Source organism: Paenibacillus sp. NPDC093718 (genome assembly GCF_050279985.1).
Taxonomy (GTDB): domain Bacteria; phylum Bacillota; class Bacilli; order Paenibacillales; family Paenibacillaceae; genus Paenibacillus_AQ.
In genome coordinates this window covers 562,850-587,579 of the sequence record NZ_JBNNUS010000003.1, presented here as the reverse complement: position 1 = coordinate 587,579, position 24,730 = coordinate 562,850, and the positions used below count along the sequence as shown (strand labels likewise).

Genomic DNA, 24,730 nt, shown 5'->3' with positions numbered 1-24,730 from the left:
GTACACGGAGTGTCTCCTAACAGGAGAAGGAGATAGTCCCATCTATTGGGCCCCCCTCTTTTTTTAATCCGAAAAACTTAAAAACAAAATGTGACCGATCCGCGTCCATAACTGTGTTAAGGGTAAAAGGAGGTCTACAGGCGATGCAGATCGATTCGCTCCGGCCGGGCGGAGATATTACGGAAACCTATAAATTATATGGCGATATGCTTTTTAAAATAGCGATGGTGTACCTTGGGAACAAACAGGATGTCGAAGAAGCCATTCAGGAGACGTTCATTAAACTGATATATAAAGCGCCCGACTTCCGGGACCAGGAGCATAAGAAAGCTTGGCTCATTCGGGTGATTACCAACCACTGCAAGAACATGCAAGGGAGCCTGTGGCGCAAGCGGGTAACCAAGATGGAGCATATGAACGATTATTTTGTCGAACCGTCGGAACGGACCCTGATGGACCACGTCATGAGTTTGCCGTTCAAGTATAAGTCGGTCATCCATCTGTTTTATTACGAGGATTATTCCGTTAAGGAAATCGCCGGGATTTTGCAGATTAACGAGTCTGCGGTCAAGATGCGTCTTCAGCGGGGCAGGAAGCTGCTGCGCATGGACTTGGAAGGAGAGGACGATTGATGAATCGGAATGACTACAAATCATTGATAGATCGAATAGAACCTGATAAAGGATTGGAGGAGCGGATTATGAAAGGAATGAAACAAAATCAGCGTCAAACGACAAGAAGGAATCGATGGGGTATGGCCGGCGTAAGTATGGCTGTCATGCTGGGGATAGTCTTGGTTATTTCGATCATAATAGATCGTAAAGATACTCCCGCATTAACGTATACTCCGCAAACGCAAGGGATTGGGGACAATACCCCGCCGACCGCGAAGGTTGGTCACGATCCGGTAACCATTCCGAAAATCGAGCTTCCGGGCGAGAGCAACGTCAAAGCCGACATGATCGGTTTGGTTGTATACCAGGGCAATATCTACACCCAAACTAGTACGCAAATCTCGCCGGAAATCGCCAAGCAGCTGCGGGGCGACAAGCTCGGACGGTCGAAATCAGGAATTACGGAATGGAGCTCCTCCGACGATTATACGGAACTTGCTTCGACGGTCGGCGAAATGGACATCTTCACGGTTAAGGGATATGACGCCGATTTTAGAATCATGTCCTACATGGAGCACGACGGGGAAGTCTACGCCGAATTGTATGAGCATCTAAACGGGATTACGGTGGCTAAAGGCGAGGATATCATTGGTAAGCTGAATCTGATGAGGAACATGACTTCGGTCAAATGGCAGGATTTCGACAGCTGGAACATGGGCGAGAACAAGCTGCGCGAGCTTTCCGCCGATGCGGAGGTGCAAGCCTTCGTTGAGGCTTTATATGAGGCAAAGCCGGTAGCGGCGGATGCTTTGTTTGAGCAAGGGATCTACGAGACCGGGTCGGGCGAGCAGAAGTTTCTGTATATCCAACTGCAGGACGGGACGGAAGTCCAGTTAAGACTGTTTAAAGGCGGCCGATATGTGCGATATGCCAATGCGCCTGTGTTCTTTCAATTGGAAGGTGCGGCATTCATCACGCTGTGGGAGCTAATGGAGGAGTAGGTCGTCCTACCGTTTAACGCAACGAAAAAAAGATAATGTAAAAAGACTAGAGGCTATCCCTAATCGGATAGCCTCTTATCGTTTGACGTAGGATCGCTAATGGCGATACCTTTATCGTTTATCGTATGGAGGTTCCGTGTTATTCGCTTGTACTCGATGATGGGCGGTTCGCTTTCACGAATGCGCTCGGCGTCATTCCGAAATACCGGGTAAAGGCGCGGGAGAACGCAAACAAATCCGAGTAACCCAGGGATAAAGCGGTCTGCGTGATGCTGGTTCCCTCGGCGGATAACAGGCGGGTCGCTTTCTCCATGATTAATTGCTGCATGTAGCGGGACGGAGAGATGCCGTATCGGCGGGTAAACGCGCGGGTGAAGTGGCTTCGATGCACGCCGGCCCAGGCGGCAAGCTCCTCGCCCCGGCGATTATGCTAAAAAGCCCCGGGAACCGGGGCTTCATCATGTGTTGTCGACAGGTGTCCGCAGATTCAAGCAGCTAAGACCCTTAAAAAGGATTCAGCACATGGTAGAACACGTTCGGCGAAGCCATGCGGTAATAATGGCTGCACCAGCCGACACCCTTGTGATTGCTGCGGTTGGTCGTGCTGAATACCAGCCGTTCCTGCTCAAGCTCCTCAATCCGTGCCGTCCGTCCCTCAACGTAATCCAGAATGCGGAACGATGCGGTATCCAGGCGGGTGATGACGCCGCCATAGCGGATGTCGATGACCTCCCAGCCAAAGGGCTTAAACATCCGGTGCCATTGCGTGCGGTGGGCAATGCGCAGCTCTTGCACGGCTTTGGAGATGGCAGGGAGCACGTTCTTGGCCATATGCCTTAAGGTGTCGGCGTCCTTGGCATCATAGGCTTGCTTTAGCAGAATGCCGATTTCGCTCTTTCGTTTGAGAACGGCGCTGAGCTTCTCCGGCATCTCGAACAGATAGTCCAGCTCGGCGGTGCTATCGCGCTTCGCGTGGAGGTTTTGCTCCAGCTCGGCATAGTGGTTCGAGAGGTCCAGGCCTTCGATCTGTTTATCGAACATCCCGAGGAGCACGTCCTGATACAGCAAAAATTTGGATGGGTTGCTCTGCTTGGCGTTGTTCGGCTCCTGGCCGGGAATCTCGTCCAGATCCTTCAGTAGGAGGAACGTATCCATATCGATGCCCGTACAGAATTTCACCCGTTCTGCCAACTGAACCGGGGAAGGCTCCTGTTCCGAGTAGGCATGCTCGGCATAAAGTTGCAGACCGAGCAGCGCCGCGAACGGATTTCCTTCGTTGCCGTCGTCACCCCACATCGTGGCGTATACCTCACGGATTCCTTCCTGCTTGCACACTTGAAGCGCAACATTCGAAGCGTTCAGGGACAGCCCGTAGTTGACGCCGAATGTGTTGAAGATCCAGACGGCTCCCGCAAACACGAGGTTGCAGCCCAGCGTACGGTGATTGGCGATCAGCTTCTCATAGTCCTCCGGCTCCATATGGGTGTAGTCCCAGTACACCATGTCCACATCCTTCGGGATGCGGCGGGCCATATCCTCCGGAATCGAGGTGTCCTTGTCGTAATACGCCGCATCGCCGCCTCCGCCGGCAGCGAGCTTCAGGAACATGTCGCTCCACATCATCGGCTTCAGGCCGCGCTTGCGGACGGCAGCCAGGACTTTGTCCAGATGGGCGATCATAATGTCGAAACGGCTCACATAACCGTTGTGATCCAAATATTTACCTCGTCCGAGCTCCTCCGCTTCGTCCATCCCGATATGAATCTTGTTGCTGCGGAACGGAGCGCTGGCAGCCTCGATCATCCGTTCAATCAGGGAGTCGGTCTGCTCGCTGCCGACGAGCAGGGCACCCTTCGTATCGCGGTAATGCTTGATGGGCTCCCATTTCAGAAACTCCTCCAGGTGCGCCAAGGTTTGGATGCTCGGAAAAGCCTCGATGCCAAATTGATCGGCATAATCGTCTATCGCTTTCAGCTCCGCCTGCGTGTAGCGACCGCGCATATAACCGAAATACGGCTCGTCTTCGATCTCGTAAGTATCCTCCATGTATAACATCACGCTGTTCATTCCCATCAGGGCCATCTTGTTCAGCATGAGTTTGAAGCTGTCCACGGTGAGCACGGCGTTGCGGGACAGGTCGAACATCGGGCCGATCTGGTCAAATTGCTGGCGTTCCTGTAGGAAAAACCTATCGCTTTGGCGGCTGTGTTGAACCAGCAAGCCGAGCCCCCGGAAAAATTGATGTTTTCGACCGTAACGAATATAGGCGTGGTCTCGATCCCTGCCGACCTCCAGATCGCCTTCGGACAAGGCTAACTCAACGGGGATGCCGTCTTCCCCAAGCTCGACGCCAAGCTCATCCAGCAGCAGCTGAATGCCTGCCATAACATCCGTAACAGTGCCCTCGAAACGAAATTTCATATGAAATTCCCCTGCATCAATGATTTTACGAACATTAAACATTATATCATTATAATGTTTAATGTTATGGGAATCGTCGCGGGAAATCAATCTTTTGTTTGCAATACCCGCTTGAGCCGCAACATTCATGATGAAAACAGGTCAAAATGTGGTTGACGAGAAGGAGCCTCGATACTACAATTAATGATGCAAACGTTTCCATTGTAATCGCTTTTATCTATATTGGTTTCATTCTATATTTCGAACATATTCTCTAATCATTGTCAGTAATTGTCGTACTTTACTTGATGGAAGCTCAAACCTGTTTATGCAAGCGTTTGCGCAATGAGTGGCATCAACATCGTAACAGCTGCACCTAATCCAGGAACAGAAGGAGGCTATTTGTTTCATGAGAATGACGGTTTCAAGCAAACGAACGTGGTCCATCATCATGATTGTTTCGCTGATTTTCTCCATGCTCGGCATTCCGCAATCAACGGCCGATGCCGATAGCGCGCCAAGCCAGGTTACGCTGGTGGGGACTCTGCAATCCGAACTAGGCCATAGCGCGGATTGGGATCCGGCGGCCGCCGCGACAACCCTGCACGATATGGGGAACGGAGAATATAGGTTTACCGGCAGCTTGCCCGCGGGATCGTACGAATACAAGATCGCGATCGACGGCAAGTGGGACGAGAATTACGGCTCCGCCCATTATTCCAATCCCAGCGGAGCAAACAAGGATGGCAACATCCTCATAACGCTCGCCCAAGATTCCCAGGTTACCTTTTATTACAATCATGGGACCCACCGGATCGCGGATTCTACATACTATGCTCCGATCGAAGCGGATAAGCTTCCCCGAGTGATCGGCAGCTTCCAATCAGGCATCGGCGAAGCGGCCGACTGGTCGCCTGCGGATGCGAGATTAATCATGCAGGATTCCGATTATGACAACGTATACACGGTGACGGCCGACGTGTACGATGGGGAGCATGAGTACCAAATCGCATTGGGCAGCGAAGCGGCAAGCCCGGTTCACCCCGCTAATCGGAAAGCACTTCAGCTGCCGCAGGACGTGAAGGTTACGTTCAGCTACGATGCGGACAATCACGGCGTTGCCGCTCATTTTACGGTACCCGCTGATCCGGGAACACCGGTGCCGGCTAACCATCTGCGCGTCCATTACAACCGGGCGGACGCGAATTACGGCAGCATCGGACTGTGGATATTCGATGACGTTGCATCCCCGTCCACCAATTGGCCGGCAGGCGCAACGCCATTCCCTGGCGGGCAGCAGGACGCCTACGGGGCCTTCGTCGACATTCCGCTCAAGGACGGCGCCCAAAAAGTCGGCATCGTCGTTGTCGATCGCATCAGCGGCAATAAAGACGGCGGCGACAAGAAATTCCCGCTAGCCTCGCCGGACATGAACGAAGTATGGCTCAAGGAAGGCTCCGATACGGTATACAGCTTTGAGCCTGTTGACCTGCCGGCGGATACCGTGCGCATCCACTATCAACGGCAGGATCAGAACTATGATCCGTACGGTTTGTGGATATGGGGCGACGATGTCGCTGCGCCTTCGAAAGACTGGCCGACGGGGGTTACCATGTTCCCTTCAGGCCAAACCGACCGATATGGCGCTTATGTGGACATTCCAATGAAGCCGGGGGCCCAGAAGATTAACTTCCTCGTGCTGGATCCGGCCAAAGGAGACGCCGGCAAAGACGGAGGCGACAAAGCCTTCACCCTGGTAGACCGATACCAGCATCTGTTTATTCAAGAAGGCGACAACACCGTCTACACATCTCCGTATGGGGAAGTGCCTACCGGGTTGGTCTCGGCCGAGGTATTGGCTCCCGGAAAGCTCCAGCTCGGATTTACCATGACCGATGGTTTGGAAGCGGATACGATGAAGAATGAGCTGCAGATTAAGGATAAGGACGGCCATCCGGTTGCCATTCAAAGCGTAAAGATTACCGGAAACACGACCATCGAAGTGTCGGCATCATTTCAACTGGATCAGATACCGCTAAGCGTAACTTACGCCGGAAAAACTGTATCAGCCTCCACCGGCTGGAGAATGCTGGATGAGATGTACGCTTACGACGGCGATGACCTCGGGGCGACTTATCAGGCTGGAGGAGCCGAGTTTAAGCTGTGGGCACCGACGGCGACCGAAGTCACCGCAAATGTGTACAGCAAGGATGATGCCACGCAGTTTATCGGCAATGTCGCTCTCCAAAAGGGGGATAAAGGGGTATGGTCGGTTCAGTTGAAGCCGGGAGACCTCGGTATCCAAGATTTTAGAGGATATTTTTATCAATACGAAGTGACCAACAACGGCGTGACGGAAACCGTGCTGGATCCATATGCCAAATCCATGGCGCAATTCAGAGTGAACACCAAGGGTGAAGTTGGACCGGACGGCGATTCCGTCGGCAAAGCCGCGATCGTCGATTTGAGCCAAACGGATCCCGCCGGATTTGATTTTGCGGACATTCCGGGCTACGAGCAGCGGGAAGACGCCATCATCTGGGAGATTCACGTCCGGGATTTCACGTCGGATCCGACAATAGAGAACGACCTGCATAACGCGACTTGGGGATCCTACAACGCGTTCAAAGAGAAGCTCGAATACATCAAGTCCCTGGGCGTTACCCATGTTCAGCTGCTGCCCGTGATGGCTTGGTATTACGGTGACGAAGCGGCCATGAAGAACAGGGAGCTGGATTATTCGGCCAAAGACAATGAGTACAACTGGGGGTATGACCCGCACGGCTATTTCTCACCTGACGGTGCTTACTCCGAGGATCCAACGGATCCCGAGCTTCGCATCAAAGAATTGAAGGCGATGATCAACGCCATTCACGAGGCCGAAATGGGCGTCGTATTGGACGTGGTCTACACTCATATGGCCAAGGCAGATCTCTTGAATGATATCGTGCCGAACTATTATGCGTTCCAGGATGCCAATGGCAATTTCATCGGCGGCTTCGGCAACAATCTGGCGACCAACCACAAGATGGCCGAGAAGCTGATGGTGGACTCCGTGAAATACTGGTTCGACGAATACAAAATCGACGGCATGCGCTGGGACATGATGGGCGACGCCACATATGAAGCCGTGCAGAACGCCTATGATGCCGCTGCAGCCATCAACCCGAAAGCGCTGTTTATCGGCGAGGGCTGGGTCACGTTCGGCGGTCATCTATCGGATCCCTCCCTGGCAGGCAAGGGCGCGGACCAGAATTGGATGGATAAAACGGACGACGTCGGCGTTTTCTCCGACGAGTTCCGCAACGAGCTGAAATCCGGCTTCGGCAATGAAGGCGAGCCGCGATTCATTACGGGCGGCGCGCGCGACATCCAAACCATTTTCAACAATATCAAGGCGCAGCCGAGCAACACGAAGGAAGATGATCCGGGTGACATGGTTCAATACATTGAAGCCCATGACAATCTGCCGCTGTACGACATTATTGCGCAGTCCATCAAAAAGGACCCGTCGATTGCAGCGAATAATCTGGAGATCCATAAGCGCATTCGCCTAGGCAACCTGCTCACCTTGACCTCGCAAGGAACGGCGTTCCTCCATGCAGGACAGGAGTACGGGCGGACCAAGCAATGGCTGGGCCCAGGGGTTCCCGAGCAAAAATACCATGAATTAGAGGACGAGGCAGGAAACCGTTTCGGTTATTTCATCCATGATTCCTACGACTCTTCCGATGCCATCAACATGTTCGATTGGGAGAAAGCGACGGATGAAGCCAAATATCCGGAGAATAACAAGACGCGGGAATATACGACCGGACTGATCGAGTTAAGAAAATCGTCCGACGCTTTCCGCCTCGGCGATCAGTCCATGGTGAATTCGAACGTGACGCTGCTGCAGATTCCCGAAGTAAAGGCGCAGGATCTGGTCATTGCATTTAAGAATAAAGCGACGGACGGAACCGGCCATTATTATGTGTTCGTTAATGCGGATAACCAGTCGAGAACGCTTACGCTAAGCGAAGATCTGAGCTCCGGCACGGTGGTAGTCGATAACGATGAAGCAGGCACGACCGGCGTCAAAGCGAAGTCCGGCTTCACGTTAACCTCCGGCTCGATCACGCTTGAGCCGTTGATGGCCGTTGTGATCAAAATGAATGCTAAGACTGAAGGCGGCGGGAACGGCGGCAACCCTGGCAGTGGAAACGGAAACGGAAGCGGAGGAGCAGGCGGCAATCCGCCAACCGATCCGGGAACGAAGCCAAATCAGGGTCAGCGGATCGTTAACGAAGAATCGCTGCTCGGCGGGAAAGAGAAAGTGACGATTCAGCTCGGTGCTGAGGATATCGAAGTTCTCCTGCCGCTGACGGCAGGGGATATCCTGGGGACGAAGCCGCTGGAACTGAAGCAGGACGGCGTGATGGTACAGCTTCCGTCCGCGCTGCTCAAAGCGCTGCGCCAGCTCGTACCGGCAGGGCAGACTAAGGATGCGGTCATCTCGTTTAAGCTGGAGGAGGTCGGATCGCAGACAGCTGCCTCTCTCGTAGCCAAAGCAGCTGCTGCCGAGAAGGCTAAACTGAAGCAGGGCAGCAAGATGTATGGTTTCCAGCTATCCGTCCGCACGAAAGACGACAAGGCATATAAGCTGGAGCATTTCATAACACCTGTAACGATTGGCTTTGCTGTCGACAGCGCCATTCACCGCAATCTGGGCGGCATCTACCACATCACGGATACGGGTCAATTGAAGTATGCCGGCGGCAAGCCGGTAAACGGGCAACTGACGGCTGAAGCGAGCCATTTCAGCTACTACGTCGTGTTGGAATACGACAAATCGTTTGCCGACCTTGCCGGTCATTGGGCGGAGCAAGCGGTAAAAGAGCTGGCAGCCAAGCATATTGTGAATGGCACCAGCGATACGAAATTCAGTCCGCATCAGCCGCTGACACGTGCGCAGTTCGCTGCGATGCTCGTTCGTGCCCTGGGCCTTGAAGGCACGCAAGACACGACCTTCACGGATGTGGACGGCGATGCATGGTATGCTTCGGCGGTCGCAGCGGCTTTCCAGCACGGGCTGGTGAACGGCAGAGGCAAGGGCACGTTCGCACCGAACGTGGCCATCACCCGCGAGGAGCTGGCGGTCATGCTCTACCGTGCATATGGAACCAAGGGGGACGCCTCTCCTTCACCGGAAGCACCGGGTATGAAGGATAGGAAGCTAATTTCTGCATGGGCACTTCAAGAGGTGAATGAAGCCTTGGCCCTTGGCTTGATGAAGGGGGATGCCAATGGCACGTTTTCGCCTCAAGCCAAGACCACCCGTGCGGAAAGCGCGCAGGCGGTGCTTAATCTGTTGAATCAACTGAAGTAGCACCAGATATTCTTAAGCAAGTAGATTTAATAAGGAAAAGAGCCCTGGATGATCCCGGCGGCTCTTTTTACCGTCATACGATAGCATTTGCCTTTTTTCTTATTCATGCGCCTTATAAATAGAAAGTATGTACTCCCTGCCTACCGCCGACTTCAGTAAGGGAACGTCACCGGCGTCGTCACCCGAAAGGCCAAATACGACGAGCTGGTGGAAAAGTACGGCTCCTTGAACGTCAAGACGCTGACGGATGCGATAGCGAATAACGAATTGGCGATGGGTTACACGGATCCTTTTGCCAGCTCCACGGGTCTCAACTTCCTGATCACGGCCCTTGAAACGTTCGACAGCGACGACATACTGGGTGAGAAGGCGGTACAGGGCTTCGAGAAATTCCAAGCGAACGTTCCTTTCACGGCTTCCACCACGATCCAGATGCGCGATGCGGCGAAGTCCGGCATGCTGGATGCCTTTGTCCTGGAGTATCAGACCTATGTCAACGCGGCGGATATGAAGAGCGGTTACGTCTTTACCCCGTTTGGCGTAAGGCACGACAGCCCTTTGTATGCGCTCGGGAAATTGCCGAAGGAGAAGCTGGAGATCATTAAGAAATTCGCGGCGTTTGTCGAGCAGGACAAATACCAGAAGTTGGCCGACAAAAAAGGGTTCAACGGCCTGAATGATTACCAATCCGAGCTTGAAGTTGTTGACAGCAGCCTGCTGCCGTCTGCCCAGAAGCTGTGGAAAGAGAAGAAGGACGGCAACAAGCCGGTTGCGGCTGTGTTTGTGGCGGACGTGTCGGGGAGCATGGACGGCGAGCCGTTAAACCGCCTCAAGGAGTCGCTGTTGACGGGACAGAAATATTTGGGCAGAGACAACAGCATCGGCTTTGTATCGTATTCCACGGACGTTACGATCAATCTGCCGATCGGCAAGTACGACTTGAATCAGCAGTCGATGTTTGTCGGGGCGATTAACAGCCTTGAAGCCAGTGGGAATACCGCGACCTTTGACGGCATTGTGGTGGCGATGAAAATGCTTCAGGACGAGATGGCGGTGAATCCGGACGTGAAGCCTTTGATTTTTGTGCTGAGTGACGGGGAGACGAACGTCGGGCACTCCCTAGACGATATTTGGGAACTGATCCAAACCTTCAAAATCCCGGTATATACGATTGGTTATAATGCCGACATTCAGGCGCTCCAGAGCATTTCCAGCATCAATGAAGCAGCCAGCATCAACGCGGATACCGACGATGTCGTATACAAAATCGGCCAGCTGTTGAATGTGCAGATGTAGCATCATTACAAGCGTTATAAGAGTTACACAAGAAACTTGTAGGAGGGGTTATTTTGTCATTTACGATGGAAGTCATTAGTCCCGAAGAGATTAAGACGGCGATTGAAGAGCAGGTGAAGCCTGAGCCGGAAGAAGTTACGCAGCTGAAGGAGCTGGCGGCTAATAATGTGCAGGCCATCATGGAGCTGGATATGGAATCGCTCGAGAAGCGAAGACAGGTGCTGCAATCCATTGAAAGCTTTGGCATCAGCACGATGAGATCCTCCTCGGAGAAGAATGCGCTCCTCCAGGTTCAGGTGGGGAGATTATCGAAAACCGGGGATGAAGGCGGTCAAGTGGCCAAAGGGTTAACGGAGCTGCAGCTGCAGCTGAAGGATCTGGATCCGAGCGTTGTGGATTTTGCGAAAAGCGGACTGCTGGGCATGGTATTTAACCCGCTGCGCCGATATTTTGCCAAGTTTCAAAAGGCGGATGCCGTCATTTCGGATATCATCATTTCTCTTGATAAAGGAAAAACCGTATTAAAGAATGACAACACCACGCTGGAGATTGAACAGCAAACCCTCCGCGAGCTCACCAAAAAACTGCAAAAGGAAATTCAACTGGGCATGCTCATGGACGCGGAGATCGAGTCCCAGGTCGAGGCGGCCAAAATCCGTCAGGAGTCGGAGGACAAAATCCGGTTTATCACCGAAGAGGTGCTGTTTCCGCTGCGCCAGCGCGTGATGGACCTGCAGCAGATGCTGGTCGTGAACCAGCAGGGAATCATGGCTATTGAAGTGGTTATTCGGAACAACAAAGAATTAATTCGCGGCGTGGATCGGGCGAGAAACGTAACGGTAACGGCGCTGAAAATCTCGGTAACGGTGGCTAGTGCCCTGTACAACCAGAAGATTGTCCTGAAGAAAATCGAGCTGCTGAACGAAACCACAAACAATCTGATCAGCGCTACCTCCAAAATGCTGAAGGATCAAGGCGCGGCGATCCACAAGCAGTCGCTGGAAACGAGCATTTCCGTCGACACCTTGAAACAAGCGTTCACGAATGTGCTGTCGGCGCTTGATTCCATCAGCACATACAAGCAGGAGGCTCTCCCGCGGATGCGTGAGACGATCCATCAGTTCAGTGAGCTGGCGGTCACGGGCGAGCAGCAGATCCAGCGCCTGGAGCGGGGGCAGAAGCTGGGCTTGTAGGGGAAGCCAGGGATATCATCAAAAAAGAGTGTGCAGTCGTGAGGCTGCGCACTCTTTTTTGATTTGGCCCGAGCCTAGGCTCGCAAATAATTGAGCAGAATGTGCTTGAGAATCGCCAACTGCTTCTCCGGCGCGAGGTCGGGCTCAACCACCAGAATGTTTTTCTGAAGGGACAGCTTTCTGGCAAAAATGCCGAACGTATTCACGATGGTGGACAGCGTCTCGGAAATCGGAAGATCGGCTTGAAGCGATCCGTCTTCAATGCCTTGCTCCACAATGGTCGAGAATACCTGGGATATGTTCCGATAGACGTCGTTAAACAGCTCGATATCCTCAAGGGGCTCCGTGAACTGTGCGGCATAACTCTCGAAGTTCTCAAGCAGCTTGACGTTCGAGCTGGCCGGCTGCTCCAGCAGGGAAATGAAGTGGTCGAACAGCAGCTCCAGCTTCTCCATGCAGGAAATCGGCCGTTCCGCGATGGAACGGAAGGTTTCGAGAACGGTCTCCAGGTTTTTCGTAGCGACGGCAACGACGAGTTTCTCCTTACGCGGAAAAAATCGAAATATGGTGGCTATGCCCATTTTGGCCTCGGTGGCGACATCCTGCATAGTGGCTGTTTCAATGCCTTTATGGGTAAATACGCACTCTGCTGCTTCGACGATGCGTTGGGTTCGGGCATTTCGGGTTTCGGGATTCATAATCGGGCCTTCTTTCAAACATGACAATGTAGTCTATCTCTCCCGTATTATATCCTCCTGCCATTTGGTCCACAACAACATATACATCAGCAGAAGAAGCGACCCGTAAATGGTCGCTTTTTATTACGTTATTTCAATGGAGTATTCTTTGATAAGGGACGTAAGCTCTTGAAAGGTGAATTTGTGATTAACCATATCGACCGTGAAATTCTCTGCTTGTTTTTGATCCATGATAAATCGATATCCGTTATAGCGTAAAAATAGGAGAAGAGCCGTGAAGGCGGTTCTTTTATTGGCGTTTTGAAATGGGTGATTTTGTCCCAGTGATTCAAATAATGCAGCTGACTTTTCCCAGATAGATAAATAGGCGTCCTCTCTAAAAGCTGACGATTGAGGCCGACGGAGGATCGACTCAAGCAAATGCGGATTCTTTACACCGATATGCTCGCCGCCACTATATTTCTGTATCATAGCGACGTTAATGGCGATAATCTCTTGGGAGGGTAGATAACGTATAGGGTTCATCGATCTTTTAACCCTTTTAGGGTCTGGTCGTATTCACTCATGATCTCAGACAGAGTATCCAAGAAATCAGGGCTGATGCCGTCAGGTAGGGAGACTTTGTTAGCTTTTTTAATGATGATCTCACCATCTGTTTGATTAACATCTATTTGTACCGTATCGCCTAGTTCTAGACCAATCTGTTTGAGGGCATCCGTCATTGTAATGCCAAGGCTGTTGCCAAACTTAGTGACTTTCCGTTCCATTTCGTTCACCCTGCTCATATAAAGTATTCCTCTTTTATTATATTATTCAACTGTTATAACAATTATATATAGACTGAGAAATAAGATAAATCTCGATTCTTGTAGTAGCGGTTAAATGCAGGAGCCGGCTATCCATATGCAGAAATCAATGATCAGTGAAATGTTTGATCATCCGGATGATGAAGGGAGGCGATGCAATTGGAACGAAGAAGGGAACTTATGGCCGCCGCTGTAAGCAGGTTCGGACTTTTGGAGCGGGATAGACTTCAGACGCATTTTTCCGAACACAGCCTTGTCTGTTCTTATCGAAGGGGTGCGGAGACCGTGTATGTACGCTTGACCGACGAGTCCCATAAACCGTATGCAAAGATTGCAGGCGAGGTGCAGTGGGTGGAGTTTCTCGGGAGAAACGGCGTTTGCGTTGCGAGGCCGCACTATTCGGTGGCAGGAAATCTTGCGGAGCGGATTCGGTCGGAGGATCATGACTATACGGCGGTCTGTTATGAGGAAGCCAGGGGGCGTCCGGTCGGGGAGAACGATGCCAATGAGGGCTTATACAGGCGAATGGGCCAATTCATGGGGCGCATGCACGGCATCACCAAGAGGTACATCCATCTGGAACCCGTCACAAAACGTCCTGATTGGTCGGATGAGGCGGAAAAAGTTCGACGTATTGATTTACCGCCATCCGAGAAGGAGATCACCCTTCGTTATCAGAGATTGCTCCATTATATATCGGAGCTTCCGATTGCTGCGGACGCTTATGGACTGATCCATGCGGATTTTCATTACGGCAATTTTTTCGTGCATGAGGATTCATTGTGTCTGATTGATTTTGATGCGAGCCGTTATTCATGGTTCGTTGATGATATTGCGGTGGCCGCGTTTTTCTCGGGTTTAACGGAAGGTGCGGATGCGTTGCCGGATCAGTTTCTGATCCCGTTCCTGGAAGGATATCGTCTGGAGCATCATCTGGAGGAGAAATGGTTTCGAGAAATCCCGTATTTCATGAAGCTGAGAGAAATGGGTCGGTATATCAAGCTGTTCCATGCCTGCGGCGGAGCATTCGACAAGCTCCATCCGTGGGGACAATGGTATATGAAAGGGCGTAAGGAAAAGATTCTAAAAGAATTCCCACCTGTTTAAGAAAAGAATTGGACTGTCGCTCAGATGGCATAGATCGAACGATCAGAAATGTAGTAAATAAAAATCGACCTCTCTTAAGGTCGATTTATTTATAATTTATAATTTATAAATTTAAGCTCTGCTTCTATTATAAAGCAATCATTTCACACTTACTCCAGAATCCGCATAATGCAATCCCAGCTGATAAGCTCGTTCGAGTAAACTCTCCATATGCTCCGGTCTGGCCTCCAGCGTATCATAGAAGAATTCCACACGGGAATTCTTGATTCCGGAGTAGTCGGCCATTCCAACATTGAGGGAAAGGGATAACATCTGATCATAGCCCCTCTTGGCAAAATGATCTTCCGAAGCTCCCGCGAGCGCTAGCCATAACACCTGTTGGTGATGAAGCTTTGAGCCGCCGCCGTAAGCGAAGCCATGATTCCAGACACGGTCGATATACCCTTTCAGCATGGCAGGGACTCCGTACCACCATACCGGGAAGATATAGGCCAGCGCATCGTGCTCCTTCATCCGTGCGATTTCGGCCTCAACCTCAGGAGAATAGATCTTGGAAGGATCAGACCAATCGGGTTCGTCTGCCTCCCACAGGACCGGATCGAAACCGATGCGGTGGAGGTCCAGAATTTCCGCTTCATGCCCGGCGTCCCTAAGCCCTTGTACAAACTTCTCGGTAACTGCAAATGTAAAGGAATTTTCACGTGGATGTGTAACAACTGTTAATACCTTCATGAGGGTTCACCTTCTCTTTCTTCTCTTCGAATTTGAATGCCAAAATGTTCAATACGTGCCATTGCAGTTTCGAGAGGAACCAGCGTTTCCGGTAGATAGAAGCCTCCAGGAGCAGGAGGTGAGCCGTCCCAGCCCAGAATGCGCTCAATGGACAGGAGAATACCGAGGGCCGTAAAATGCGCCTGTCCCTTCGGATCGGTCAACGTGATTCTCCGTTTCGCGTAACGGCCGTCAAGAAGTACGCCTTCAAGGTCAATGTAGAGATCTTGGGATGCCCTGCCTCCAGCCCGTGTTCCTATGGAGTCATGGATGGCGAAGTCGAATCGAATATTAGGCGCTCCCGTAACAGCCGCGAGGCTTGGAACATCCAATAAACTCATGGGATGGCCTTCTACCCGGGAACCATCTGAAAGACTTATGCTTCTCGGATACTTCGCAGCCTCAACCCATTTCCATATCCCGTTTTCCCGGATAAGGGCACGGTTGATAAACCCTTCGGTTTCCTCCAGCGTCATAGGGCCCATCGGATCGCGTTCATCATAGTGACCCGCCAAGCCGATCGATTGGACGCTTTGGAAAGACTTCGCTTCCTGATACGCGACCAAGGTCAGGATTCCCGCTTGCGAATGTCCCAGAGGGACAATCGGTGCTTGAGGGGGATGGCTTTGCATAGTGAACAGCAAAGGTGTCAGCTCGTCGGTAAGCTTCGTGATCCCGATATGTGCGATTCCTTTTGCAAGGGCTTCTTGAATGAGGAGGTCGGCCGGATCCTGAATCGTAGAAACGATGAGGTCGACTTGATTGAGCTCAGCTGGAGACAGACCTTGGCGGATATCTAAAAAAGCGGTGCGGGCGTTCCCTAGCTCTTGCACTAATAAGCTCCCCTTCTCGGGATTCCTTCCGGCGAGTATAATCTCGGCATCTTGATTGATCGTTCGGATATGCCGGGCAACGGCACTCCCGATTACGCCATAACCTCCGGCAATGTAAATACGCTGCATGTTATTTCACCCCTATGTTTTTATGATGCAGTACTGGTATAAGGGGATTATGTAACATATAATGACGGAAAGGAAGTACGCACTTAATTGTTCTATAAGCACCTAAAAGTATCATTAGTACCCCAAAGTGCCTGTTGTCAGAGATATGCCACTTACGTTCAAAAAGGAGAGAAGTTCTTATGAATGGGGAGCGACAATACAATATTCCGTCTGAGGCGACCATGGACGTAATCGGCGGCAAGTGGAAGGTCATTGTGCTGTGTCACTTAAGTTATGGCCCCAAGCGAACGAGTGAAATTAAGAAGCAGATGCCGGATATTACGCAGAAAATGTTGACCCAGACGCTGCGGGAGCTGGAGGAGGATGGGATTATCACGCGAACGGTCTTTAATCAAGTGCCGCCTAAGGTTGTGTACGAGCTGAGTGAAATGGGCGTTTCGCTGCAACCGATCCTTGATCAAATCTGTGAATGGGGCGAGATGTACTTGAATGGGAAATCGAAGGTAGTTACACCTTGAGGACAGACAAAATAAAAGCTGCTGACCTAATAAAGGCCCTGCAGCTTTTTTTATTTTCCAAATAGAGTGTTGTCGCTCAAATTTCTCATAGGGCAGAGGATAAGTCCAGATACCCGCAGAATAATTTAGTTCTTTAGACTCATCTCAGTCCGGGAGCGTTCGAACATTTCTGTGTTTTGTCGAGAAATTGAATAGCTACTAAAGATATAATGTGGATATGGTGCAGGGCTAGGAAGCCGCGGGAATAAAAATTGCTTTCACTGATATGCACCGGGGCGAGTCACCGTGAATTAATAGAAACGTTATCCGCTAGGAAACGTATGATCTTCATAGGACTTAAGAATTACATACAAAAGGGGTGTGTACAGCTCAGATGGTCGGCAATTATAACTATTATATTGTTGGGCTCTCAATTGCGATTGCTATACTTGCTTCATACTCGGCTTTAAATATTACGTCCAAAATTTCGGATGCGAACGGCAAGTCCAAGTTTTTTTGGCTATTCGGCGGGGCCATGGTCATGGGAAGCGGCATTTGGTCCATGCATTTTGTCGGCATGCTGGCGATGCACATGAATATGAATGTGAGGTACGATGTCTTTTTGACCATCATGTCGATGCTTGTCAGCGTGGTTTCCTCCTTCATCGCGTTTTATATTACGATGCCCAAAAATATTAACTGGTTCAAAATCGCCATTGGCGGCTTCATTATGGGAAGCGGCATCGTTACCATGCATTACACGGGAATGGAGGCCATGGTCATACATGCCGAAATTAGTTATGATCCCGGCATTTGGGTACTGTCCGCCATCATTGCATTGGTAGCCTCCTATGCGGCTTTATTATTGTTTCTCCGTTTTCGGAATCATCCCAAGTCCAGCTTTCCCAAGTGGGGTTCGGCGGTTGTTATGGGATTCGCCGTATGCGGGATGCATTATACAGGAATGAAAGCTGCACGGTTTGAGGCTCATGCCGGTATGCTCACGCAGCAGCCGCAGTCTGTGGATTTTCTGCTTCTGTATGGTGTAACGGTCGCGATTTTTGCCATCCTGCTGATCTCCTGGGGGGCGATGTTCTTTGATCGGCATGTGCTGGAAAAGCTGGCCTATCAGGATACGATCACGGGATTGCCTAATCGCAATGAAATGAACCGATTCTTCGAGACGAATTCCGAGACAGAGCAGATTACGATCCTGTTTCTGGATTTGGATCAATTTAAGGCGATCAACGATACGCTGGGTCATAATGTTGGGGATTTGCTGGTCCAGGAAGTAGGTAAGCGCCTGCGTCAATTCATTGGAAGCGGCCAGCAGGTATTCCGGATCGGCGGGGACGAATTTCTGATTATTCTGAAGCAAAGCGACCCGGTATATGCCCAGCATTTAGCTGATGATATACTCCAACAAATAAAAAACGTGTACTATATCGACGGTAACGAGTTGTATGTGACAGCGAGTATCGGAATCAGCATTGGCTCCGTCCATAGCTCTGACCGTACAACGCTGCTCAAGAATGCGGATACCGCCATGTATAAAGCGAAGGGACTCGGCAAGAATCAGCAGTGCCTCTATGACGAGGAGATGGGTCTTCAAGAGGTTCGCAAAATGGAATTGGAGAAGGACCTGCAACGAGCGCTTGAACTGAAGGAGTTCTTTATTGTGTATCAGCCCAAATGGAATGTGCAAAGTGATCGCTTGGTCGGATTCGAGGCGCTGCTCCGGTGGAAGCACCCCCGCTTAGGCGTGATATCCCCGCTTGAATTCATTCCGATTGCCGAAGAGACGGGACTCATTATTCCGATGACCCGATGGACGCTTGAGGAAGCGTGCAAACAGTGCAGAATTTGGCAGGAGAGAGGGATTGTCCAGCCGGTCTCGGTGAATTTATCGGTTCGTTTATTCCATGGCGACAATCTGCTGGAGCTTATTCAGAACGTGCTGGATAAGGCGAATCTGGAACCTCGCTTGTTAGAGCTTGAAATAGCGGAGTCCATGGTGCTGCACGATGTCAATGATATTATCCGCCAGCTTGGGAATATCAGGTCCTTGGGGGTTAAGGTCTCCATGGATGATTTCGGAACCGGCTATTCCTCGATTGGGCTCCTGGACCGGATTCCGATTGATGCTTTAAAGCTGGACCGACAGTTTACCAATGATTTGGACACGCCCAGCAAGCGCGCCATCGTTAACGCCATCGTCCTTATGGCAGAGAATTTGAACCTGGATGTCATTGCGGAAGGTGTAGAGAACAAGGAGCATATCGACTTTTTGACCGGACTTGGCTGCCATGTCATGCAGGGTTATTATTACGGGAAGCCAATGGATATCAATGAGATTAAGGTTTGGATGTACGACCAAGATCACAAGAACGAAGAGCTCATAACCCTGCGATGAAAAATAGATACAGATCATACGAATAACGGGCACCGTGAGGTGTCCGTTATGTTGTCATTGGAGACATATAATAACCGCCTGGGCCCCTCAAGTCTCTGCAATTAAACAAAATAGGCAATTTTCGCGCGTGGGAAATATTCTTGGATCCCCTTCTCGAACAATTGCTGGAACTCCTCGACGGTTTCGGCCTTATAGACGTATTTGAATTTTCCGTACCTTCCCCATTTTAACTGCCGATCTTCCTCGTCCATATTCAGTTTGGTTTTGGGGTAACGTTTTAAAATCGTGTTTTTGGCCGTTTTGGTAAAGCGGTGCTGAATGAGCTCGAACGTCAGATCCTTGACCTCCACATGGCTCAATCGCTCATGAAGCTTCTCTAACAAATGCCAGTATCCCTCCTGCCATCCGTCATATTTGACGATCGGGGCAATGATGAAACCTAACGGATATCCGGCTTCGGCAATTTTACCTGCAGCTTCAATTCGTTCATCGAAGGTAGAGGTACCCGGCTCAAAATAACGGATCACATAATCGGAATTGATGGAAAAGCGTACCCGGGTATGACCGCCGTGATGGATATTCAGCAGGGAATCGATGTTAGCGAACTTCGTCACGAACCGCAGTCTGCCGTATTCCTGCTTGGCCATAAAATCAATGTAATAGGCCAGTGCTCCGGTTAAATGCTCAAGCGATACGGGGTCACCAGTACAAGCCGCCTCGAATCGGGTGATTTCCGGTGCTCGCTCTCCGATATACTGCTTCGCCCGATCCAGAATTTCATCCAGGTTGACATATATCCGGACATAAGGCTTCGAGCTCATAGTGGTTTGCAAATAGCAGTAATGGCAATGTCCCGCACATCCTGTGGTTAGCGGGATGGCATATTCCGCTGACGGCTTGGAGGTATCAAAATCCAATGTTTTCCTGATCCCGACAACCAGGGTTCTCTTGGCGTTGCGGTATTTCTCCGTTTCTGTTTCTCCTGGAATGCCAGTCACTCTATTGTGAGAGGTAGTCATTTTAATGGGGGTGCCTAATTCTTCAAACCATGCATACAGCTTCTTTCCAAGAGGATACTCTAATGCGTCCGGCTCAAAAAAGACCAGTTCCGGGTCAAAACGCTCCAATAATCTGACCTCCCGCTAAATAAAGAATATGATGTATAGGATTGGCAGTGGGCATGGCAATCATGCATTGTCGAAGTAAGCAAAAGGTTTGACGGCTGCACAGTCTTAAACATGATTTTGAAAGCCCTTTCTTGAAACTGTGATATACTACGACAAAACAGGTATACCATTTATAACAACCTATATTTTCCTATATCAGCCCCATACTTTCACAAGCAAAGGAGATTTTCTGATGTTAAATGTTCTTATTGTTGACGATGAGTCCGTTCAAAGAGAAGGCATTAAGGATTTGATCTTTCAGTACCGCTTCCCCTTTCAAGTATTGGAAGCCGAGAACGGAATAAGTGCGAAGCGTATTCTGCTGCAAAACGCGATTGACATTCTTATCACCGACGTCAGAATGCCTCTTATGGACGGACTGGAACTGAGCAAGCAAGCCCGAAAGACCCAGCAGGATTTAAAAATTGTCATCTGCAGCGGGTATGACGAATTTGAGTATGCCCGCAGCGCTATCCGATTAGGCGTGGTAAATTACTTGCTAAAACCGCTTGTCAGGGAAGAGTTTCTGCAGGTGATGGAGGATATTACACAGATCAGTCCTTATGGCGGGGAGCTTGAACAGGGAACGATCGAATCGAAAGTCATCCGTCAGGTTAAAGACTATGTGAAGGATCATCATCAGCGGGATATTTCGTTGTCGGATGCAGCCCAGGATGTGTACCTGTCCCCGGGGTATTTGAGCATTTTATTTAAGAAAGAAACCGGGGAGAACTTCTCGAAGTATTTGACCGACTACCGCCTGCAGAGGGCAAGCTATCTACTGAAACACTCAAATATGAAAGTCAATGATATTGCAGGAGCGGTTGGTATAGACAACCACTCTTATTTTGCCAAGCTGTTCAAGAGCAAGTTCGGCGTAAGTCCCTTACAATACAGAGAGTGCGGGGTGCTCCATGATCGGATGGATAAAGAGCAAGTTCAATGATATCCGGTTCCGCAACAAGCTGCTGCTGTCCCATCTGGTCATTGCGCTCATTCCGATTTTGCTGCTCGGGCTGCTCTCCTTCATTCAGTCCTATCGCATTCAGATGAAGGAACTCCGGAGCGAGGCTGAGGCCAGCCTGGAACAGGTAGCGAACATTATGGACTATAAGATTAACCGGTATAATACGCTGAGCGAGTTCATGGTGCTGAATCGGGACTTATCTCAAATTTTCATTAAGGATTACGAAGAGAACTATTTTAACATGTACCTGGATTTTCGAGACATCCTGGAGCCGTTGATTTCGAATATCCGGCTGATGGATGACGACATTGAGGCCATTACCTTTTATACTTCCGGCGAGCTGCTGGGGATTCGCGATAATATTTTGCCGATCGGGGAACTCAAGAGCAAGTCTTGGTACGATGGATTTCGGGGAAGGCGCTGGATTGTGGACGGGGAGAAGCTTTATCTCGTCCAGGAATTGATCAGCAATCCCAAGGACAGCAATTTCATGGTAATTTCCATTCAGCATGACAGCATCTTTGCTGATATGGACAAACTGTCGGAGCATGTAGCGGTTCATATCGAGGATGCTGAGCAGCGTGTGATTTTCAAGGAAAGGAAGGAGTCCGATGCTTCAGCCGATTTGGAGAGTGGGGAGACGGGCGGTCTGAACTTAAGCCGGTCGCTCGCCAATAATGGATGGACGATTCACTATAATCTGCTGAATACGAATGCATATGCAAATGCGCTGGGTATTTTTCAAATTACGTTGTTTGTCATGATCCTCAGCTTGATCATTACATTTCTGCTCATTTATGTGATCTCCAACAACTTTACACGCCGAATTATCCATATCAAGAACAAGGTAGACAAGGTGGAGCAGAACAACCTCGAGGTGATCATCCAGAGCTCTTCTCGGGACGAATTCGGCGAGTTGACCAATGGCATCGGCAAAATGCTGAAACGGATTAACAGTCTCATCTCCCAGGTGTATCAAGCGGAAATCGCCAAGAGGGAAAGCGAATATAACAAGCTGATTAATCAGATTAATCCGCACTTCCTATACAATACCCTCTCCTTTATCCGGTGGAGGGCCGAGAAGAAAGCGGATATCGAGACGAGTTATATGGTATCGGCATTGGCCCGGTTCTATAGAACGACGCTGAATCAGGGGAGGCAGTTGGCTACGATCAAGGATGAGGTGCAGCATATCAAGGCTTACCTCGATTTGCAGCTTATCATGAACGATGGCCGATTTGACGTGGATTACTTTATCGATGAGGAAGTATTAGATACCGAGATCATTCATTTTATTCTGCAGCCGATCGTGGAGAATGCAATCAAGCACGGTTTTGTGGAGCCTGAAGGAGCAGATTACCAAATTCACATTGGGGTTAGCCGGGTCGAAGGGGGTATTAAACTAATCGTCAACGATAACGGGGTAGGCATGACTCCCGCGCAGGCGGCGAGGCTGCTGGCCGGAGAGAGCGGCGGCTGCGGCGTTCGGAACGTGAACGACCGGATCAAGCTGTATTACGGACTGGATTACGGACTCGATATTCATAGCAAACCAGGCAGCGGAACGGAAGTATCCATGGTCATTCCGGCTTCCTGAACAGCGAGCGTTATTCCATCCATTATTCATAGCGTCGTTAATGAAAGCGGTGTGCTGAAGCAGCCGCTTTTTTGGGGTTTGAAGTTGAGAGCAAAGAAGGTCATGAAAAAAGTGATACATATCCAAAAAATGTTGCATATACGCCAATTATGAAACCGCATACAATTTGGTTATCAACCAAAACGAGAAAAAAGGGGATGACAGGATGAACAAGCGTAAAAAGATGGCTTCGCTGCTGCTCGGCTGCATGATGCTGACTGTATTCAGCGGCTGCGGCGGGAGTGCGGGTGACAGCGCACAGCCGCAAATTTCAGAACATGACTATGAGCCTTACGGGAAATACGAAACACAGGTAGAATTTACGATTGGCCGGAATACCAATCATGTGAACAACCTGCCTCCCGGCGATACGATTGAGGACAATTTGGCTACCCGCTATGTGGAAGACCGGGTGAACGTAAAAGCCAAGGTGGCTTGGGAGACGGACGATATGGATCAAAAGCTGTCGCTATCGATGACAACGGGTGATCTGCCGGATGTTATGCTGGTCAGCCGCGATATCTTCAATCAGCTGGTGGATAACGACCTGATTGCCGATATGACGGAGGTGTACGAGAAGACCGCATCCGACGGCGTCAAGAATATCTACGCTTCTTATGGCGACTTGCTGCTGGACCAAGTCAAGGTGGATGGTAAAATCATGGGCCTTCCGATGACGAATATCGGGAACCAGCACCAGCTGCTGTGGGTACGGAAGGACTGGGTGGATAAAGTCGGCGCACAGATGCCGGAATCTGTTGAGGATGTATGGAATCTCGCCAGAACGTTCGTAGAGAAGGATGCCTCGGGAACAGGCAAAACGGTTGGCATGGTGATGGATTCCAATGCCATGAACTTTACACCGGTTTTTGCTGCACGCGGTGCTTTTCCAATGAATTGGATCGAGAAGGATGGCCAGGTTGTGTATGGATCGGTTCAGCCCGAGATGAAGCAAGCGTTGGCAGAGCTGAGCGCCATGTACAAAGAAGGTCTGATTGATAAACAGTTCGCTGTCCGAACGAATGAAGAGAAGGAAGCGCTTGTGATCAACGGGCAGGTAGGGATGCTGTTTAACCCATGGTGGATCGGCTACACCAACTACAAGGATTCCATCAAGCAGGATCCCGATGCTGTCTGGGTTGCCATATCGGCACCCGTGGATGAGAACGGCAAGTTCAAGACAATCCGTCAGGATCCGGTGGGCGGCGGTATCGTCGTAGTAAAGAAGGATTTCGCCCATCCCGAAGCAATCATGAAATCGGTCAATTTAACAACGGATTTCCTGTACTCCTTAACCGATGATGCGGTCAATTACAAGAAAGAGCACCCCGATGAGATGCTGACAGACGCAAGCCGCTGGAATAATGATCCGACACAAATTCCGATGCAAGTGGATTATGACGATGTGTTGAAACGTTATTACGAGGATCTTATGAAGGCGGATGAATCCGGTGATGCTTCCTCCGTGCAGGAAGATCGGGTGGTGTCCTTCAAGGCGTATCAGGAATTCAAGGAAAAAGGAAATGCCATCGACGTGAACACATACGGCGAATACCTCTCCCGTATCGAAGGCCAGCGCGAAGCGAACAATCCGAATCTGGAAGTGATTCCTGCCGGCTTTTATGGAACCACCGAGACGATGAAGCTGAAGTGGGCCAACCTCCAAAAGCTCGAAGAGGAGACCATATTGAAAATCATTATGGGACAAGCCCCCGTCGATGAATTCGATAAGTTCGTGGACACCTGGAAGCGTACCGGAGGCGATGAGATTACGGAAGAGGTCAACCAGATGAGCAGCAGATAAAGATAGCATGGCCATGGCGCGGAGGGCTATT

General features: G+C 50.4%; 17 protein-coding genes and 2 pseudogenes. 11 read left to right on the top strand and 8 right to left on the bottom strand.

Features of this window, described 5'->3' with window-relative positions:
• The first annotated feature begins 143 nt into the window (after positions 1-143).
• Together ACQKPA_RS12495 and ACQKPA_RS12490 are read left to right on the top strand one after the other, a co-directional pair.
• The gene (locus tag ACQKPA_RS12495; protein WP_427492608.1) at positions 144-632 is read left to right on the top strand and encodes an RNA polymerase sigma factor; all 489 of its coding nucleotides are present in this window, start codon (positions 144-146) and stop codon (positions 630-632) included.
• Between the two features lie 68 nt (positions 633-700).
• Positions 701-1,615, top strand: coding sequence for a hypothetical protein (locus ACQKPA_RS12490; RefSeq protein ID WP_427492606.1), 915 nt, complete (start codon positions 701-703; stop codon positions 1,613-1,615).
• Positions 1,616-1,754: 139 nt separating this feature from the next.
• Here ACQKPA_RS12490 and ACQKPA_RS12485 read toward each other — a convergent pair.
• Together ACQKPA_RS12485 and ACQKPA_RS12480 are read right to left on the bottom strand one after the other, a co-directional pair.
• A pseudogene (locus ACQKPA_RS12485) lies at positions 1,755-2,015 on the bottom strand (helix-turn-helix domain-containing protein); the annotation flags it as partial.
• 104 nt (positions 2,016-2,119) lie between these two features.
• Complete coding sequence (locus tag ACQKPA_RS12480; protein WP_427492604.1) at positions 2,120-4,036, bottom strand: beta-N-acetylhexosaminidase; 1,917 nt, start codon at positions 4,034-4,036, stop codon at positions 2,120-2,122.
• A 388-nt stretch (positions 4,037-4,424) separates the two neighbouring features.
• On the opposite strand from ACQKPA_RS12480, the gene ACQKPA_RS12475 reads away from it, so the two are divergent.
• The 3 genes and pseudogenes from ACQKPA_RS12475 to ACQKPA_RS12465 all read left to right on the top strand — a co-directional run bounded on the left by ACQKPA_RS12475 (position 4,425) and on the right by ACQKPA_RS12465 (position 11,872).
• Entirely contained in the window at positions 4,425-9,383 is a 4,959-nt protein-coding gene (locus ACQKPA_RS12475) for a pullulanase (protein ID WP_427492602.1), read from the top strand.
• Positions 9,384-9,542: 159 nt separating this feature from the next.
• A pseudogene (locus tag ACQKPA_RS12470) lies at positions 9,543-10,679 on the top strand (VWA domain-containing protein); the annotation flags it as partial.
• Between the two features lie 53 nt (positions 10,680-10,732).
• Positions 10,733-11,872 (top strand): toxic anion resistance protein, encoded by a 1,140-nt coding sequence (locus tag ACQKPA_RS12465; protein ID WP_427492600.1) that lies wholly within the window; start codon positions 10,733-10,735, stop codon positions 11,870-11,872.
• Between the two features lie 74 nt (positions 11,873-11,946).
• Here the strand turns inward: ACQKPA_RS12465 and ACQKPA_RS12460 are convergent, their stop codons facing one another.
• The 3 genes from ACQKPA_RS12460 to ACQKPA_RS12450 all read right to left on the bottom strand — a co-directional run bounded on the left by ACQKPA_RS12460 (position 11,947) and on the right by ACQKPA_RS12450 (position 13,337).
• The gene (locus ACQKPA_RS12460) at positions 11,947-12,570 is read right to left on the bottom strand and encodes a TetR/AcrR family transcriptional regulator (protein WP_427492598.1); all 624 of its coding nucleotides are present in this window, start codon (positions 12,568-12,570) and stop codon (positions 11,947-11,949) included.
• Positions 12,571-12,693: 123 nt separating this feature from the next.
• Positions 12,694-13,095 (bottom strand): type II toxin-antitoxin system death-on-curing family toxin, encoded by a 402-nt coding sequence (locus ACQKPA_RS12455; protein WP_427492596.1) that lies wholly within the window; start codon positions 13,093-13,095, stop codon positions 12,694-12,696.
• Positions 13,092-13,337 carry an AbrB/MazE/SpoVT family DNA-binding domain-containing protein gene (locus tag ACQKPA_RS12450; RefSeq protein WP_427492594.1) on the bottom strand — a complete coding sequence of 82 codons (246 nt, stop codon included), beginning with the start codon at positions 13,335-13,337 and terminating at the stop codon, positions 13,092-13,094. Before ACQKPA_RS12450 ends, ACQKPA_RS12455 begins: the two co-directional genes overlap by 4 nt.
• Before the next feature lie 198 nt (positions 13,338-13,535).
• On the opposite strand from ACQKPA_RS12450, the gene ACQKPA_RS12445 reads away from it, so the two are divergent.
• Complete coding sequence (locus tag ACQKPA_RS12445; protein WP_427492592.1) at positions 13,536-14,483, top strand: phosphotransferase enzyme family protein; 948 nt, start codon at positions 13,536-13,538, stop codon at positions 14,481-14,483.
• Positions 14,484-14,621: 138 nt separating this feature from the next.
• On the opposite strand, the gene ACQKPA_RS12440 is transcribed toward ACQKPA_RS12445, so the two are convergent.
• Both ACQKPA_RS12440 and ACQKPA_RS12435 read right to left on the bottom strand, forming a co-directional pair.
• Positions 14,622-15,215 carry an NAD(P)H oxidoreductase gene (locus ACQKPA_RS12440; protein ID WP_427492590.1) on the bottom strand — a complete coding sequence of 198 codons (594 nt, stop codon included), beginning with the start codon at positions 15,213-15,215 and terminating at the stop codon, positions 14,622-14,624.
• Complete coding sequence (locus ACQKPA_RS12435) at positions 15,212-16,216, bottom strand: hypothetical protein (protein ID WP_427492588.1); 1,005 nt, start codon at positions 16,214-16,216, stop codon at positions 15,212-15,214. The genes ACQKPA_RS12440 and ACQKPA_RS12435 overlap by 4 nt, the downstream gene beginning before the upstream one ends.
• Positions 16,217-16,395: 179 nt before the next feature.
• Between ACQKPA_RS12435 and ACQKPA_RS12430 the strand changes: the two genes are divergently transcribed.
• Together ACQKPA_RS12430 and ACQKPA_RS12425 are read left to right on the top strand one after the other, a co-directional pair.
• Positions 16,396-16,734, top strand: coding sequence for a winged helix-turn-helix transcriptional regulator (locus tag ACQKPA_RS12430; protein ID WP_427492586.1), 339 nt, complete (start codon positions 16,396-16,398; stop codon positions 16,732-16,734).
• 373 nt (positions 16,735-17,107) lie between these two features.
• The gene (locus ACQKPA_RS12425) at positions 17,108-19,126 is read left to right on the top strand and encodes a bifunctional diguanylate cyclase/phosphodiesterase (RefSeq protein WP_427492584.1); all 2,019 of its coding nucleotides are present in this window, start codon (positions 17,108-17,110) and stop codon (positions 19,124-19,126) included.
• A gap of 101 nt (positions 19,127-19,227) precedes the next feature.
• Here the strand turns inward: ACQKPA_RS12425 and splB are convergent, their stop codons facing one another.
• Complete coding sequence (splB, locus tag ACQKPA_RS12420; RefSeq protein WP_427492582.1) at positions 19,228-20,253, bottom strand: spore photoproduct lyase; 1,026 nt, start codon at positions 20,251-20,253, stop codon at positions 19,228-19,230.
• A 232-nt stretch (positions 20,254-20,485) separates the two neighbouring features.
• On the opposite strand from splB, the gene ACQKPA_RS12415 reads away from it, so the two are divergent.
• From ACQKPA_RS12415 to ACQKPA_RS12405, 3 genes are all read left to right on the top strand, one after another.
• Positions 20,486-21,238, top strand: a complete 753-nt coding sequence (locus ACQKPA_RS12415; protein WP_427492580.1) for a response regulator transcription factor — start codon at positions 20,486-20,488, stop codon at positions 21,236-21,238.
• Positions 21,207-22,856, top strand: a complete 1,650-nt coding sequence (locus ACQKPA_RS12410; RefSeq protein WP_427492578.1) for a sensor histidine kinase — start codon at positions 21,207-21,209, stop codon at positions 22,854-22,856. The genes ACQKPA_RS12415 and ACQKPA_RS12410 overlap by 32 nt, the downstream gene beginning before the upstream one ends.
• A 205-nt stretch (positions 22,857-23,061) precedes the next feature.
• Positions 23,062-24,699: an extracellular solute-binding protein gene (locus ACQKPA_RS12405; RefSeq protein WP_427492576.1), complete on the top strand. Its 1,638-nt coding sequence runs from the start codon at positions 23,062-23,064 to the stop codon at positions 24,697-24,699.
• Positions 24,700-24,730 lie beyond the last annotated feature (31 nt).